Source organism: Hornefia porci (assembly GCF_001940235.1).
GTDB classification, from domain to species: domain Bacteria; phylum Bacillota; class Clostridia; order Peptostreptococcales; family Anaerovoracaceae; genus Aminicella; species Aminicella porci.
Map to the genome: position 1 here is coordinate 354,439 of NZ_MJIE01000001.1, position 15,619 is coordinate 370,057.

Genomic DNA, 15,619 nt, shown 5'->3' on the forward strand with positions numbered 1-15,619 from the left:
TTGTCAATACTCGTCATAATATTCAAATTCGTAGTCAAAGATGCGGATCGTATCGCCTTCCTCCAGCCCCATTTCAATCATCTTATCGATGGCGCCCTTCTTCTCGATATATTTATACAGATACCGGAGAGAACCGAAATCATTGAAATTGGTGGAGTCGAAAATCTTTTTCAGCTGTTTTCCTGTGACGACGAAGGCTCCCTTCTCCCGGGTCACATACACCTCCCGGTAGTCCGGGTCGATATCGTCCGTTTCAAAGTCGAAGTACTGATACTCCGGTTCCGGCTCCGGCTCCGCAAGCGCCTTCTGGAGTTCGGCCAGCGCCGCATCCAGCAGTTCCGGCACTCCCTGACGGATCGGTGCGGAAAGCGGGAACACCCGGTATCCCCTTGACTCGACGTATTCCCTGAATTTCAGATATTCGGGCGCGTCCTCACCGATCAGATCGATTTTGTTGGCGGCGACGAGCATCGGTTTGCGGGCTACGGACTCGCTGTATTCCAGCAGCTCGCTGTTGATCTTCTCAAAGTCCTCAATAGGGTCGCGCCCTTCGCTTCCGGATACGTCCACGACATGTATCAGAACCCGCGTCCGTTCGATGTGTTTCAGGAATTTCAGCCCGAGCCCGAGTCCCCGGTGAGCGCCCTCGATGATCCCCGCAATGTCCGCCATCACGAAGCTGGTATCGTGAATGTGCACCACGCCTAGATTCGGTTCAATCGTCGTGAAATGGTAATTTTCAATCTTCGGTCTCGCACTGGTGGAAACCGCGAGAAGGCTGGATTTTCCGACATTCGGGAAGCCCACAAGCCCGACGTCCGCGATCATTTTCAGTTCGAGAATGATCGTGCGCTCCCGCGCCTCGGTTCCGGCCTCCGCGAAGTTCGGCGCCTGCCGGACAGAATTTTTATAATGCACGTTCCCCTTGCCTCCGCGGCCTCCTTTGGCGGCGACAAAGGACTGTCCGTCCTCCACCATGTCCTGCATGACCAGACCTGTCTTTTCATCGATAACGACAGTCCCCTGCGGAACTTTAATGATGAGATCCTGTCCGTTCCGGCCGAATCTCTTCTTCTTCATTCCGTCCTGCCCGTTCTCGGCGGCGTATTTTTTTTTGTAGCGGAAATCCATCAGGGTTCGCAGATTCTTATCCGCGACGATAACGATATCTCCGCCCTTGCCTCCGTCTCCGCCGTCCGGACCGCCTTCCGGAACAAAGGGTTCCCTGCGGAAGGACACGGCTCCGTTTCCGCCCTTTCCGGATCGGATCTCAATTTTCGCTCTGTCTACAAACATCTGTATCCCTCTAAAATCAAAAACAAGCCCCTACTTGCATAGGGGCTCCTGGTGTTTTATGCTTCCTTCGGATAGACACTGACCTGTTTTCTGGTCTTGTCTTTTCTCTCAAATTTTACAGCGCCGTCAATCTTGGCGAACAGCGTATCATCACCGCCGATTCCCACATTATTGCCTGGATGAAGCTTGGTGCCTCTCTGTCTTACCAGAATGCTTCCTGCTGTAACGAACTGACCGTCACCAGTCTTGACGCCTAAACGTTTGGACTCGGACTCACGACCGTTCTTAGAGCTTCCTACTCCCTTTTTACTTGCCATAGACCGTACACCTCCTTACTGAATGACAATCCTACTGAGCGTTTTCAATCGTCTCAATGATCACAGCCTTGGTGGCCTTCTCATCGATTTCAATATCATGTTCCTTCGCATAGGCGATCAGCTCGTCCTTCTTCATGGACGCGGATACCTTTTTTTCCTTGGCTTCCGGCGCCTCGGCTTCCTCTGCCTTCGATTCGGACGCTTCCGCCTCTGCCGGCTTCTCAGCCTTCTTCATCTCTCCTGTGAGACTTGTGATCTGCACCAGAGAGTACGGCTGTCTGTGACCCTGTTTCTTTCTGTAATCCTTCTTGCTCTTGTACTTGAAGATGATCACCTTCTGGCCTTTTCCGTTTTCCTTGACTTCGCCGACAACTTTGGCTCCGTCCACATACGGCGTTCCGACCTGAATTCCGTTGTCATCACTCAGCACGAGAACTTTGTCGAAAGCGACAAGCTCGCCTGCCTCAACTCCCAGCTTTTCAACAGAAAGCACATCGCCTTCCTGAACGCGGTACTGCTTTCCGCCGGTTTCAATTACTGCATACATATTTCTGTTACCTCCTCTTACCAGTCTCGCCTTTTCGGGCAGCGCATAAGCACTTTAAAAGAACCCTTTCCGAGCGGTCTAACTTAGACAGTTTAGCATATAAAAGAAGGCTTGTCAAACGATTTTCAGCCCCTCGGGCGGAATTTCAGTCCCGGATTTTCAATCCTGCAGGCGGATGTCCACGCCGGTATAGGTCCGGTGAAGTCCGTTCAGGCGGATTCCCGCACTCTCGCATTCCGCCTCTCCGCACTGATTATCGATGGGGTCTATCCGCGAAAACTTCTTTTCCGGTATAAGCTCTGCCTGCATATCGTTGTTGATCGGAATGCGATACGGATCCAGATTTCCGAAATAGAAGTTCCACTGCGCCGTATTGCCTTCCGAGCAGGCTGAGTTTCCGTAGGACGGATCAGTATACAGCCATCCGGCTTCCGGAATCCAGAACATTGCCCAGTCATGCTCCCCGACATGCTCAGGGGAAGCGATGAGTCCGGACTGCCAGCGGGCGGGAATCCCGCTGATCCGGCACAGCGCGATGAAGAGTATCGCCTGCACGCCGCAGTCTCCGCGCAGCGATGCCGCCGCAGATTCCGCGATGCTCTCGACCGCGAAATAATCACGCATAAAGCGATATTCCATCCGGGTTGTCACAAAATCATAAATCAGTCTCGCCCTGCTCAGCGGCGAATATTCATCTCCGCAGATCTCGTCTGAAAGAGCTTTCAGATATGGAGAGAAAATGATATGCGGGAGCTTCTCCGCAAGATAGGGTTTAACATTCTCCGGATATTCGATTATCCCCTGCCCCGGCACGCTGAGTCTGTAATCATCCGCTGTGCCTGTCGGCGGGACCAGCGCGATTCCGTCTGTGATTCTGCCGAGCGTTTCCATGTCGGTAACGGGATATGTCGTGGTCAGCGAATATTCGATTTCAAAGGTCATGCCCTGTGCGGCCGTATCCCGGAAGCAGACCGTCGGCTGCAGCTCGTCTTCTTCCGGAAGCCTGGCCGGTTTCTGTGAAGACCGGATCAAACGGACATCACTGATTTCCGTAGTCTCATGCGGGAAAGGCATATGAACCAGCAGAGGTTCTCCCTCCCGGACGTCTTCGCCGTCGATTCGAATACTGTGTATGATATGGATATGCGCCGCCAGGCAATTCGCCGTGCCGGATTTTTCAACGCATTCGTCCTTCAGCCGGGAATTCTCCTCCGGTCTGCGGGCACGTCTGCGGTATTCCGGATAGGTTTCCAGCAGCGTACCGCGAAAGCTGTCTATGAATCGGATCTCTCCATTCAGATAGATCCAGTCGGCGCGCGACTGAATGCGGAGCGTCTCAAGCTCCTCCGCGGTAAAATCAGGAATGATTTCCCGCATCATTTTTACGGCCTCGTCCGGGGAGACCGCGTACCGCTTGCGCAGTACCGTGATGTTTTCCAGTTCATATTCCAGACGAGATCTCATCGCCCGGGACAGCGAACGGTCGGAAAGGCGGAACTGAATCATTCTGATTTCATTCTCAAAATGCCCGCTCATCCGTTCGGCCAGAATATCTCCGGGGAGTGGAACGGTCAGATATTTAAGTTCATCGTTCTGCATGGAAGAGTCTCCCTTCTGCTGTTTCATAACAGTCTGCTCTGCGAAAGTCTATTCGATGATTACGCCGTCCTCATCGACGATGATGTCTTCCGGGACCGCGGGCGTATCGGGTGCATCTGCGGTCTTCTCCTCTCCGGCGTCAAGAGTGTCCATGACCTTCCGGCGGATCTCCTCCAGAATTTCCGGATTGGCCTCCAGATAGTTCTTTACGTTTTCACGTCCCTGTCCGATGCGGTCGCCGTTATAGCTGAACCAGGAACCCGCCTTTTTCACGATTCCTTCGTTGACAGCACAGTCGAGCACATCGCCGGACAGCGAAATACCCCTGCCGTACATGATGTCGAATTCCGCCTTTTTAAAAGGCGGAGCAACCTTATTCTTTACGATTTTAACGCGGGTGCGATTGCCGAGCATCTGATCGCCCTGCTTGATGGTCTCTATCCGTCTTACGTCCATGCGCATGGAAGAGTAGAATTTCAGCGCGCGTCCTCCGGTTGTAACCTCCGGATTGCCGAACATGACGCCGACCTTCTCACGGAGCTGATTGATGAAGATGACGCAGGTGTTGGTTCTGTTCACAGTTCCCGTCAGCTTGCGGAGGGCCTGCGACATCAGTCTCGCCTGCAGACCGACGTGGGAGTCGCCCATCTCCCCCTGGATCTCCGCCTTCGGAACCAGGGCTGCGACAGAGTCGATGACGATTACATCGATAGCGCCGCTGCTGGCCAGCATATCGCAGATCTCAAGAGCCTGCTCTCCGGTATCCGGCTGTGAAACCAGAAGGTCGTCAATCTGCACCCCGAGATTCTTCGCGTAAACCGGATCCAGCGCGTGCTCTGCATCGATAAACGCGGCTTTACCGCCGGCCTTCTGCGCTTCCGCCACGATGTGAAGCGTCAGCGTGGTTTTGCCGGAGGATTCCGGTCCGTAAATCTCGATGACTCTTCCTCTCGGTACGCCGCCCACTCCCGTCGCCATATCAAGACTCAGAGAACCGGTGGAAATCGTCTCTATATTCATATGCGCGCTTGCGTCTCCCAATTTCATGACCGCGCCCTGCCCGAACTGCTTCTGAATACGGGACAGTGCATCATTCAGCGCCTTCTCCCGCGAATCCTTTTCTGTTGCTTTTGCCATTCCTTACCTCCACAAAGAACATTTGTTCTTATTTTATTCTACATGAAACCTGTCTTTTGTCAAGTCCTTCTTAACCGTCGGTCACTCGTGCTTCTTTCCCGTCCGGATGCCGCAGCACAGCTCTCTGTGCACGGGTTTTTACGCGAAAAATATGATGCGGTTTCCGGCTGAAAGCCGCGCCGGGTGAAATCTGTATCTGAATAATATGTAAATAAATGGTAACCACACTATATCACGATTACCATTTAATGTCAATTTATTCTTCTTTCAGAGTGTTCATGACCAGACGGAGCATAGCGAGAACCGCATCGTGGCGATTCCGGCTCCGGCTCCGGCTGCCTGTCTCCAGTTTCTCAATCCGGATCTTTCCGCAATGGCAGCAGCCGATATAAACTGTCCCCACCGGCTTTCCGGGGAGTGCCCCGTCCGGTCCGGCGATCCCGGTTACGGAAACGCAGATATCGCTCCCCGTCTTCCTGTACAGGCCTTCCGCCATCTCCCGGGCGACCTCCGCACTGTAAACCGTATGAGCCTCCAGCGTTTCCTTCTTGACGCCGAGTTCCTCTATCTTGGCGCGCTCCGTATAGGTGACCAGTCCTCTGTCAAACACGCGTGAGATTCCGGGAACGCCGGTCAGCGCTGCCGCGAACAGCCCGCCGGTACAGGATTCACAGCAGGAGATTGTAATCTGCCTTTCCACGAGCTCTCTTCCGGCCGACCGGATCAGCAGACGTTCTGATGTGCTGAAGAGTCCTTCGCTGAAAAAAACTTCCTCCGCCTCAGTTCTTCTGCCGCTCATGATCTGCTTTCTTCCTTAAACACATTGCTGTTTTTGACGATATATTCGATTCCTGAGTAGACAGTCATGATCAGCGACGCCCAGAGGAATCCGTATGCCAGATAGTAAATAATCTGTTCCGCGCCGCCGGCGTTTCCTTTCAGCGCCAGCATGAGCAGCAGCAGAGGGACTGCGATCATCTGGAGCACTGTCTTGGCTTTGCCGCTCATGGCCGCCGCGATGACGATTCCATCGGACGCCGCAACAGTACGGACGCCGCTGACAACAAATTCGCGGGCGAGGATGACGATCAGCATCCAGGCAGGAATCGTTCCGTCGCCGATCATCAGGCAAAACGCGGAGTACACCAGAATTTTGTCTGCCAGAGGATCCATGATTTTTCCGAAATTGGAAACCAGATTGTATTTCCTGGCGATTTTTCCGTCAAGCATATCCGTGAATGACGCCGCAATAAAGATGATCAGCGCGACAACAAAGTATCCGGTCAGATACGCGGCGATGAAAAACGGTACCGCGACCATACGGCAGACCGTCAGTTTGTTCGGTAAATTCATTCTAAACCTCCCGGCCTTCCAGATCATAATCAAAGGCCTCTAAAATCTCCACATTAACGATGTCTCCCGGACGGTGCTCCCTCAGAGGTGTAAAAATCACCGAATTATCGATATCCGGGGCGTCATAGCGTGTCCGTCCGATACAGGAGCCGTCCGCGTCAGTCTCATCCACCATCACCTCCAGAACCTGTCCGAGCCTGCTCCGGTTGTTTTCCAGCGAAATTTCCATCTGGCGCATCATGATGCTGTCAAGCCGCTGCTGTTTGATTTCCTCCGGAACCTGATCAGGCATTTCCGCTGCAGCGGTCCCATCCTCTCTGGAATAAGGGAAGACGCCGAGCCTGGCGAACCGTTCATCCTCTGCAAAACGGTACAGAATGTCAAAATCTTCATCGGTCTCTCCCGGAAATCCGACGATCAGTGTCGTGCGGATATGAATATCCGGAATCGCATTACGCAGCCGATCTATAGTTCCGCGCAGCGAAGCCTCCGTCGAGTGCCGGTTCATGCGGCTGAGGATCCGGTCACTGGCATGCTGGATCGGAATGTCGATATAGTTGCAGATTTTGTCTTCCTCCGCAATGGCCTGAATCAGTTCATCTGTGATCCTGTCCTCATAGCAGTACATCAGACGGATCCATTGAATCCCGTCGATGCGGCACAGACTGCGGAGAAGCTCTGCGAGAGCAGGTTTTCCCCGGAAATCCGTTCCGTAATAAGTCAGATCCTGAGCGATCAGAATCAGCTCCCGGCATCCTGCCTCCGCGAGCCGCCGGGCTTCTTCCATCACCGCTTCCGGCTTCCTGCTTCTGTAGGGACCGCGAATCCTGGGAATCACACAGTAGGCGCATGCATTGTCGCAGCCCTCTGCAATTTTCAGGTAGGCGGTATACGGATTTTCCGGCAGACGCCGGTGCTCCTGTTCGATGGCGGTCAGGTCGCAGGGATTGCTGACGACAAAACGCTCTGCCCCCGGTTTTGTCAACTGATCCAGAAGCTGCGGGAGACGATCGTAGTCGTTAACGCCCAAAAATCCGTCCACCTCAGGAAGCTCGTCAAAAAGCTCCTGCGGATACCGCTGTACAAGGCAGCCTGAAACGATCAGTCTCCTGTCCTTCCCCTTCTGCTCCGCCATACGGAAAATCTCACTGATGGATTCCTTTTTCGCATCGTCGATAAATCCGCAGGTGTTCACGATAAATACGTCCGCATCCTCCGGTGTGTCCGCGATTTCATAACCTTTTTCTTCCAGGATCCCCATAGCCATCTCAGAATCATTGAAATTCTTGGGACATCCCAGGGTGTCAAAATATACTTTCATGGATTTATTCCCTGTGTCTTCTCCTTTAACTCCGCCAGCTCCTCCTCACTCATCAGAACCTGGCGCGGCCTGCTGCCGTCCTGCGGTCCGACGATTCCTCTGGCCTCCATTTCGTCGACGATCCGTGCGGCGCGGTTATATCCGATCCGGTACCGCCGCTGCAGCATGGACACCGAGGCCTGGCCCTGCATGACCACACATTCAATGGCGTCCGGCAGCAGTTCGTCAGCGTCGTCGTTTTTATCAGGGAGCGTGGTGTTCCCGTTTTCGATGGTATCCATAACCTCGTCGGAATAATCCGCTTCTCCCGACTGTGCTTTAACAAAATCAATCACCCTCTGTACCTCTTCGTCAGAGACAAAGGTTCCCTGGATGCGCACGGCGCTGCCCACGCCCAGCGGATTAAACAGCATGTCGCCCTTTCCGACAAGATGCTCCGCTCCGCCGCGGTCCAGAATCGTTCTGGAATCCGCCTGCGAGGAAACCGCAAAGGCGATTCTGGAGGGAATGTTCGCCTTAATCACTCCGGTGATGATATCCACGGAAGGCCGCTGCGTCGCGACAATCAGGTGCATGCCCGCGGCTCTGGCCATCTGCGCCAGCCTGCAGATCGATTCCTCAACCTGGCTGGGCGCTGCCATCATCAGATCCGCCAGCTCGTCGATGATGATCACCACCTGAGGCATCACCATGTCCGCATTTCCGTCAGCCTTCATTTTCCGGTTATAGGAACCGAGATCCCGTACATTTGACTCCGCAAACATCTTATAGCGGTTGGTCATCTCCACCACAGCCCAGCTCAGCGCCGCCGCCGCCTTCGACGGATCAGTGACAACCGGAATAAGAAGATGTGGTATACCGTTGTAATTTCCGAGCTCCACCACCTTCGGATCAATCAGGACCATTTTCACCTCGTCAGGATTGGCCTTATACAGAATACTGGTAATGATGCTGTTGATGCAGACGCTCTTTCCGGAGCCGGTAGAGCCGGCAATCAGCAAATGCGGCATACTTTTCAGATCTGCCACGATGGGCTTTCCGGCGATATCCTTGCCTACGGCGAATTCAATCCGTGACTTCGCGTTCCGGAATTCTCTGGAATCGATGATTTCACGGAGCCGCACCATATTAATCTTATCGTTTTCCACTTCAATTCCGACGACCGCCTTTCCCGGAATCGGGGCTTCGATGCGAATGCTCTTCGCCCGGAGATTCAGCGCGATATCATCGGCAAGATTGACGATTTTGCTAACCTTGACGCCGACGTTCGGCTGGATTTCATACCGGGTGATCGCAGGGCCCTGAGTGACCTGCACCACTCTGGCGTCGACATTGAAATTCTGCATCGTCTCCTCCAGAAGGCGGGCCTTGTTCTTCAGATCGTCGTTCAGTCCCCGGCGGTCCGGCGTCTGAGGCTTGTCCAGCAGATCAATCGGCGGCTTACGGTATTTTTTTGTGAGAGATTTATCCACGGATTTCGTCAGTGCCGCCGCGCCGTCCCGCAGTCCGAGGCCCTCGCCGATTTCCGCGGCTCCCCGGGCGATTTCACTGGCAGAGGCCTTTCTGCCCTCGTAATTTTCAGTGTTCAGTCCGGACTCCTGCGAATCATGAATTTCTCCGTCCAGACCATATCCGTCTCTGGGCGTATGGACTTCTTCAAGCCCTCGTTCAATTTCCGCTGAATCCGCGGCGTCACGGGCGTCGGAATCCCGCCCGAAGGGATCGCCCTTTTTGATGAAATCGACCACATTGCTTCCGGCGTGCCGCCGGCCCGCAAAAGGCTTTGTTCTCCCTCCTGCCGCATCCTCATAGGGCGTGACGATGCGAATATCACCCGCGGGATCCGCCGCACCGCTTCCGGCTCCCGACGCGTTCCTGACATTCTGTCCTGCTCCTGCCCGACCCGTCTGTGCGGAGGACTGCGGCTCAGCTTCGGACAGATGTGACTGCTCCCGCATAAGCTGACGCTCCTCACGTCTGTCTCTGGCCGATTCCAGCGCATCGGAGAGCGGCGTATTGATCAGGAACAGGAAACTGATCAGCGCGACAACAAAGGAAAAAATATAGAGCCCCGCCTTGCCGATCCACCGGACCAGAAGTGTGCCCGCGGTCATGCCGAAGACTCCGCCCCCGCTCAGGCTGACGCCGTCGTTAAAGAACCGGCGAAGGGTAATCGCGGCATGCTCCGCATCGATGAATCTTCCGGAATTCAGGAGGCAGAACATCAGAAGCATCACAATACAGGCCAGAAGCGATTTCCCTGAGAAATGGCTGGCCTTATGAAGGACCAGGAGGAAGCCGATTAAAATCAGATACCAGGGCAGGATCAGGCCGATTAAACCGAAAATTCCCTTCAGTCCGTCGCCCAGAGCGTTTCCGAACTGTCCGGCGGCCTGAAACTGCACGGCAATGAAAATAAAAGCGCCGACGGCGATATAGACGATGCCCCATATGATGTCATCGATCAGCCGGCTGCGTCTGCGCTCCTCCTGCATTCCCCGGATGTCGTTTCTCGCGGCGGCCTCCTCAGGCGTGTCTTCCCGCTTTTTCCGACGGCCTCCCGTGCTCCGGGAGCTGTCAGAACGCTTTGACCCGCCGGATGAGGATGCGCCGCGCTTTCCTTCCGGGCTGCTCTTTGTTTTTTTTCTGCTTTTGTTCTTTACGTTCGCCAATCCGTACCCTTCCTTTGTTGTTTCCGTCTACGCCGTTACTGCGTTATACACGATCGTGAATACTCCCAGAGCCCAGACATAGTAGGCAAACCACTTCAGCTTCTGGTCGACAACCACCCGGATCATCGCCTTGATGGCCAGAATGCCGCATACCGCGGAGACGACGACGCCTGCGATCAGCGGTCCCATCTCCAGACCTGCCGAGGACGCCTTCATCGCCGCCGGAATCTCCAGAACCGCCGCTCCCAGAATCGACGGAATCGAAATCAGGAACGCAAACCGGACCGCAAAATCCCGTTTCAGCCCGGTGATCAGGCCGCCTACCATAGTAGAGCCGGAACGGGAAATTCCCGGGCAGATCGCAATTCCCTGCAGTACGCCGATGAAAAAACCGTTGCGGAAATTCATTCTGTCGATATCCTTGACGCTTTTTCCGAGCTTCTCCGAGAAATAGAGCATGCAGCCGGTGATCAGCCAGCCGATGCCTATCGCCCAGAGCTTACTGTTCAGCGATTCAAAGAAATCGTTGAACAGCAGTCCCATTACCGTCGTCGGGACGGTCGCCCAGAGAATCATCAGTCCCAGCTTCCGCGTGGGACGTTCGCTGAGCCGGAGCCCTTTTCCCGTGACCAGATCCGCGATCATCAGAAACAGCTCTTTAATCAGAGCCCAGATATCCTTCCAGTACATCACAAAGACGGACACCAGCGTGCCGATATGGAGCATGACCGTGAACATCAGAACACGGTCGCTCTCCACGCCGAAGAAATGCTGCAGCAGAGCCAGATGTCCGCTGCTGCTGATCGGCAGAAATTCCGCAAGCCCCTGTACAACTCCCAATATGATTGCCTCAAAATAAGTCAATGTTTCCCCCTTAATCTATTTGTGTGAAATATAATTTTTTTCAACCAGAGCCTCCGCTGAAAGCACAGCTCCTCCTGCGGCGCCTCTCACCGTGTTGTGCGCCAGTCCGATAAACTTATAGTCGAACAGACTGTCCTCCCGGAGCCGTCCCATGGTGACGCCGAAGCCCCGCTCGTAGTCCACATCCAGTCTGACCTGCGGGCGGTCCTCCTCTTCCATATATTTGATAAACTGTTTCGGCGCGCTGGGCAGGTCGGCCTCCTGCGGGAATCCCCGGAAGCGGATCAGACGGTCGATCAGCTCCTCCCTGGAGGGTTTCTGTGCGAAGCGGATTGAAACGGCTGCGGTATGCCCGTCCGGCACCGGCACACGGACGCACTGCGCTGAGATCACCGGCGCTTCCGCGTTTACGATTTCACCGTGCTCAATGTGACCGAGGATCTTCAGCGGTTCCTTCTCGCTCTTCTCCTCCTCGCCGCCGATATACGGAATGATGTTCTCCACCATTTCCGGCCAGTCCGCAAAGGTCTTCCCGGCGCCGGAAATCGCCTGATACGTGCAGACGCTGACCTCAGTCGGTCCGAACTCTCTCCACGCGGCCAGAGCCGGCATGTATCCCTGAATGGAACAGTTCGGCTTGACTGCGATAAATCCGCGGTTTGTTCCGAGCCGTCTCCGCTGGAAGTCGATGACATCGTAATGATCGTCGTTGATTTCCGGAATGACCATCGGCACGTCCGGGGTCCAGCGATGCGCGCTGTTGTTGGATACCACCGGCGTCTCTGTTCTCGCGTAGGCTTCCTCAACGGCGCGGATCTCCTCCTTCGACATATCCACGGCGCTGAAGACAAAGTCAACGGTACTGGCAACATTGTCAATGTCAGAGACATCCATCACGACGATATCCTTCGCCGCCTCCGGAACCGGCGTCTGCATCTTCCATCTTCCGGCCACCGCATCCTCGTAGCGGCTGCCCGCGCTTCTCGCGCTCGCGGCGATGGTAACCACCTCAAACCAGGGGTGATTCTCCAGCAGGGAGACAAAGCGCTGTCCCACCATTCCTGTTCCCCCCAGAATTCCAACCTTCAGTTTTTTATTCAGATTTCTCATCTATTTCTGACCTCCATTGTGAATTCTATTCATTATAGCATTCCTTCCGGGCATTTTCAACCGGACATCGCATTCAACCGGTCATCGCACAACAGGCCGCCGCGGCGCAGAACCGCGGGACTTCCGGACACAATAAAAAGCAGACACCGAAATGTCTGCTTTACATTCGTGCTAAAAGGATCAGCCCTCTGCCATTACTTCGTCTTCTCTAAGAATGCTCTTACCATCGTAGTAGTTGCAGTTGGGGCAAACTCTATGCGGAAGCTTTGGCTGATGACACTGGGGACAAATCGAAAGCCCAGGAGCAGTCATCTTCATGTTTGCAGATTTTCTCTTATCACGTCTGGCTTTAGATGTTTTCCTCTTTGGAACTGCCATTGTCTACACCTCCTCGTACAAAAATTTATATCAAAGATATTTTTTTCGTCAACTTCTAAAGTATATATCCTTTAACAGAATCTGTCAACTGTTTTTATGCGAAGTGTCGCGGCTTTTTTTGACAAGCTCGCTGGTTTCTCTGGCGATGACCAGTTCCTCGTTCGCGGGAATCACCATGACCTTGACCGGCGAATCGTCTGTCGACAGCATCGCCTGGATTCCGCGTGCCTGGTTTTTGTGCTTGTCCAGCTTGATTCCCAGATTGCCCATGTTGCTGCAGATGAGGTTCCGCATGTAGGCGTCGTTTTCACCGATGCCTCCGGTGAATACGAGCGCATCGACGCCGTTCATCTCGGCAATGTAGGCTCCGATGTAGAACCGGACCTTGCGCGCGAAGATCTTCAGCGCCAGCTCCGCTCTCTTGTTGCCGTCGTTCATCGCCTTCTCCAGATCGCGGAAATCGCTGGAGATTCCGGAAATGCCCAGCACTCCGGATTTTTTGTTCAGGACCTCGATAACTTCCTCGTGGCCGATTTCCATCTTTTCCGCCAGCATGGATACGATGGTGGGGTCCAGATCTCCGCAGCGCGTTCCCATAACGAGTCCCTCCAGCGGCGTCAGACCCATGGAGGTGTCGATGCTGCGGCCGTGCTTGATCGCAGATACCGATGCGCCGTTTCCGAGGTGGCAGGTGATCAGTTTCAGATCATTCACGTCGATGTTCAGCATTTCTGCGGCTTCCTTGGCCATATATTTATGAGAGGTTCCGTGGAATCCGTATTTACGGATTCCGTAATCCTCATATGCTTCATACGGAATCGCGTAGAGATACGCTTCCGGCCGCATGGTCTGATGGAACGCGGTGTCGAATACCGCCACCATCGGTACGCCGGGGATCAGCTCGCGGCAGGCTTTGATGCCGTCGAGGTTCGGGGGATTATGAAGCGGCGCCAGATCGATACATTCCTTCAATGCATCCACGACGGAATCATTGATAATGACGGAATTCGCATATTTCTCTCCGGCATGGACGACACGATGCCCCACAGCGTTGATCTCGTCCAGAGATTTCAGTGCACCGTGATCCGGGCTTAACAGCGCGTCCATTACATGCTGAATCGCCTCCTTATGATTCGTCATAGGGGTTTCCAGCACGTATTTGTCATCAGTTTCGGCAAGTTCATGAGTGATTACGGAACCTTCGATTCCGATTCTCTCTACAAGGCCTTTGGCAATCAGCTTCTCTTTTTTCATATCGAGCAGCTGATACTTGAGCGAGGAGCTCCCGCAATTGATAACTAAAACTAACATAAATACTCCTGTTGATTAAAAATTTGTGAAATAACTTTATATGCCGATAAACGGCGCTTTAATATAATCCGAATAATCATAGAGATCATTCCTGGTTATTATATTATACATATCTGATGCGAGGATGTCTGTCGCCAGTGTAGTGGCGATCTCCGGATAGTCATCCTTCTCGCGGTTTATATTTGTAATGACAGGAATAGTGCAGCTGTCATTCTTCTTCATTTCCTTGATGAATTTCGCTCCGACATCGTCCAGCGCCAGAAGCCGGATATACGGCTTCGCGTTCCGGACCGTATCTTCTGTAATGCCCAGAAGAACCTGTGTCAGAAGCCGGGAAATTCGTGTCCTTGTATATGCCTTTGATTTGATTCGCTGAATCAGCTGCTCCGTCGAGCTGACATAACGGATCTCGTTCTTCAGTTTGTTGCCCAGTCCCTCTCCCGCAGAGAATATCTCCTCGAGCTGCTCGTTGTCCGACTGCAGAATGCGGGCGCTCACAAGAGAGAAATACGCCTGATCCATATGTTCAAACCGGTCCGGATCCTGTTCTGTCAGGATTTCCCGCTGCTTGGCTCCGGACTCATGATAGCTGTCTCCGCGGCGCTTGATTGTCACCGGCCGCATATTTTTTATATGCTTCAGATATTCGATGGCCAGAATGTTGTTCGGTTCCCGGATCAGCGCCTCATCCAGCTCCGGCGCAAGCTGTCTGGCGGCCATGGTCCTCGCCTTCGGATAAGAATTTCCGTGCTTCAGCAGCTCCTTCGCGATCTGCTCAATATAAGCCTCGTTCCTGACCATGGTCCGGCTGGCGCTGCTCAGCGCGTCGATATCGCCGCTTTCACTTCCGAACGCCAGGTAATCGATGCATCCGAAGCCCTCCAGAATCCGTACCGCACCGCGGGCGAAATATTCCGCGCTGTTGCACGCGAAAACAGTCGGGAGCTCACAGACCACATTGATCCCGTTCTGCACCGCCGTCTGCGCCCGATCCCATTTGTCATAGACCGCCGGCGTCCCCCGCTGCGTAAAATCTCCGCTCATAACGGAAACGCACACCTTTGCCTCCGTCGCCTTCATGGCTTTTTCCAGCAGATAGGCGTGTCCGTTGTGAAACGGGTTATATTCCCCGATAATTCCGATTGCCTTCATATGCCCTATTCATCCTTGTCTTCATAGAGCCATTCTTCACCGTTCTTGGTACGCACAGCCATCTCCTTCAGCTCGTCCCGGTTCTGCTGCAGGACCTCGCCCATATTATCGAAGGTTCTGGCCATGTAATTGAAGAGCTCATTCAGATATTTTCCGTTCAGCTCGTCGAACTTTCCCTGCATATCGTACAGAGTCTTGTCCAGATAGTCATAGGTCTTCAGCTTCAGAATCGTGGAATACTCCTGCGCCTCCTTGTTGATGGCGTCGGCCTTCTTCTGTGCGGCCAGCGTGATGTCGTGCTCGTCGACGAGATAATCCGCCTGCTTCCTGGCCTCCACGATGATCTTCTCATACTCTTCCTTCGCCTCCGACAGGATCCGGCCCTTCTCGTCCCGGACCCATTTGGCCTGCTGCACGTCGTCCGGCAGGCTGATCCGGATCTCCTTGACGATCTCCATCAGCTCGTTGCCGTCCACCATGATTTTATTTGTCAGTGGAACCGTCGATGCGGTCTCCACAATATCCTCGATTTCATCTAACAGATCCAGTATCGTCATGTCTT

At 53.8% G+C, this 15,619-nt stretch carries 14 protein-coding genes and 1 pseudogene; all 15 read right to left on the reverse strand.

The annotated features are described in order from the left end of the window. Positions 1 to 3 precede the first annotated feature (3 nt). On the reverse strand, positions 4 to 1,296 hold the full coding sequence (gene obgE / locus BHK98_RS01530) for a GTPase ObgE (RefSeq protein ID WP_075711905.1): 1,293 nt from the start codon (positions 1,294 to 1,296) through the stop codon (positions 4 to 6). Positions 1,297 to 1,352: 56 nt separating this feature from the next. Then, positions 1,353 to 1,613 (reverse strand): 50S ribosomal protein L27, encoded by a 261-nt coding sequence (gene rpmA, locus BHK98_RS01535; protein ID WP_075711906.1) that lies wholly within the window; start codon positions 1,611 to 1,613, stop codon positions 1,353 to 1,355. A gap of 244 nt (positions 1,614 to 1,857) precedes the next feature. After that, positions 1,858 to 2,160 (reverse strand): annotated as a pseudogene (rplU, locus tag BHK98_RS13925) (50S ribosomal protein L21); the annotation flags it as partial. Between the two features lie 159 nt (positions 2,161 to 2,319). Next, positions 2,320 to 3,786, reverse strand: coding sequence for a transglutaminase-like domain-containing protein (locus BHK98_RS01545; protein WP_075711908.1), 1,467 nt, complete (start codon positions 3,784 to 3,786; stop codon positions 2,320 to 2,322). A gap of 21 nt (positions 3,787 to 3,807) precedes the next feature. Continuing rightward, on the reverse strand, positions 3,808 to 4,896 hold the full coding sequence (gene recA, locus BHK98_RS01550) for a recombinase RecA (RefSeq protein ID WP_075711909.1): 1,089 nt from the start codon (positions 4,894 to 4,896) through the stop codon (positions 3,808 to 3,810). Positions 4,897 to 5,152: 256 nt separating this feature from the next. Then, positions 5,153 to 5,695, reverse strand: a complete 543-nt coding sequence (locus BHK98_RS01555; protein ID WP_075711910.1) for a CinA family protein — start codon at positions 5,693 to 5,695, stop codon at positions 5,153 to 5,155. Further along, complete coding sequence (pgsA, locus tag BHK98_RS01560) at positions 5,692 to 6,249, reverse strand: CDP-diacylglycerol--glycerol-3-phosphate 3-phosphatidyltransferase (protein WP_075711911.1); 558 nt, start codon at positions 6,247 to 6,249, stop codon at positions 5,692 to 5,694. The genes BHK98_RS01555 and pgsA overlap by 4 nt, the downstream gene beginning before the upstream one ends. A 1-nt stretch (position 6,250) precedes the next feature. Further along, a complete protein-coding gene (rimO, locus tag BHK98_RS01565) occupies positions 6,251 to 7,570 on the reverse strand; it encodes a 30S ribosomal protein S12 methylthiotransferase RimO (protein ID WP_075711912.1) in 1,320 nt (439 codons plus the stop codon). Continuing rightward, positions 7,567 to 10,242 carry an FtsK/SpoIIIE family DNA translocase gene (locus tag BHK98_RS01570; protein WP_075711913.1) on the reverse strand — a complete coding sequence of 892 codons (2,676 nt, stop codon included), beginning with the start codon at positions 10,240 to 10,242 and terminating at the stop codon, positions 7,567 to 7,569. The genes rimO and BHK98_RS01570 overlap by 4 nt, the downstream gene beginning before the upstream one ends. Positions 10,243 to 10,269: 27 nt before the next feature. Beyond that, positions 10,270 to 11,082, reverse strand: coding sequence for an undecaprenyl-diphosphate phosphatase (locus tag BHK98_RS01575; RefSeq protein WP_158024442.1), 813 nt, complete (start codon positions 11,080 to 11,082; stop codon positions 10,270 to 10,272). Between the two features lie 39 nt (positions 11,083 to 11,121). Continuing rightward, positions 11,122 to 12,216 (reverse strand): aspartate-semialdehyde dehydrogenase, encoded by a 1,095-nt coding sequence (gene asd / locus BHK98_RS01580; protein WP_465250925.1) that lies wholly within the window; start codon positions 12,214 to 12,216, stop codon positions 11,122 to 11,124. A gap of 180 nt (positions 12,217 to 12,396) precedes the next feature. After that, entirely contained in the window at positions 12,397 to 12,594 is a 198-nt protein-coding gene (gene rpmF / locus BHK98_RS01585; protein ID WP_075711915.1) for a 50S ribosomal protein L32, read from the reverse strand. An 84-nt stretch (positions 12,595 to 12,678) separates the two neighbouring features. Next, entirely contained in the window at positions 12,679 to 13,905 is a 1,227-nt protein-coding gene (locus tag BHK98_RS01590; RefSeq protein WP_075711916.1) for an acetate/propionate family kinase, read from the reverse strand. A gap of 36 nt (positions 13,906 to 13,941) precedes the next feature. Continuing rightward, on the reverse strand, positions 13,942 to 15,057 hold the full coding sequence (locus BHK98_RS01595; protein ID WP_075711917.1) for a tRNA(Met) cytidine acetate ligase: 1,116 nt from the start codon (positions 15,055 to 15,057) through the stop codon (positions 13,942 to 13,944). Between the two features lie 5 nt (positions 15,058 to 15,062). Then, positions 15,063 to 15,614, reverse strand: coding sequence for an ATP synthase subunit B family protein (locus BHK98_RS01600; protein ID WP_075711918.1), 552 nt, complete (start codon positions 15,612 to 15,614; stop codon positions 15,063 to 15,065). Positions 15,615 to 15,619 lie beyond the last annotated feature (5 nt).

What these genes read in the sequence shown, in the direction of transcription:
- obgE (WP_075711905.1), bottom strand. Translation starts at nt 1,296, where the DNA reads ATGTTTGTAGACAGAGCGAAAATTGAGATCCGATCCGGAAAGGGCGGA.
- rpmA (WP_075711906.1), bottom strand. Translation starts at nt 1,613, where the DNA reads ATGGCAAGTAAAAAGGGAGTAGGAAGCTCTAAGAACGGTCGTGAGTCC.
- BHK98_RS01545 (WP_075711908.1), bottom strand. Translation starts at nt 3,786, where the DNA reads ATGAAACAGCAGAAGGGAGACTCTTCCATGCAGAACGATGAACTTAAA.
- recA (WP_075711909.1), bottom strand. Translation starts at nt 4,896, where the DNA reads ATGGCAAAAGCAACAGAAAAGGATTCGCGGGAGAAGGCGCTGAATGAT.
- BHK98_RS01555 (WP_075711910.1), bottom strand. Translation starts at nt 5,695, where the DNA reads ATGAGCGGCAGAAGAACTGAGGCGGAGGAAGTTTTTTTCAGCGAAGGA.
- pgsA (WP_075711911.1), bottom strand. Translation starts at nt 6,249, where the DNA reads ATGAATTTACCGAACAAACTGACGGTCTGCCGTATGGTCGCGGTACCG.
- rimO (WP_075711912.1), bottom strand. Translation starts at nt 7,570, where the DNA reads ATGAAAGTATATTTTGACACCCTGGGATGTCCCAAGAATTTCAATGAT.
- asd (WP_465250925.1), bottom strand. Translation starts at nt 12,216, where the DNA reads ATGAGAAATCTGAATAAAAAACTGAAGGTTGGAATTCTGGGGGGAACA.
- rpmF (WP_075711915.1), bottom strand. Translation starts at nt 12,594, where the DNA reads ATGGCAGTTCCAAAGAGGAAAACATCTAAAGCCAGACGTGATAAGAGA.
- BHK98_RS01590 (WP_075711916.1), bottom strand. Translation starts at nt 13,905, where the DNA reads ATGTTAGTTTTAGTTATCAATTGCGGGAGCTCCTCGCTCAAGTATCAG.
- BHK98_RS01595 (WP_075711917.1), bottom strand. Translation starts at nt 15,057, where the DNA reads ATGAAGGCAATCGGAATTATCGGGGAATATAACCCGTTTCACAACGGA.
- BHK98_RS01600 (WP_075711918.1), bottom strand. Translation starts at nt 15,614, where the DNA reads ATGACGATACTGGATCTGTTAGATGAAATCGAGGATATTGTGGAGACC.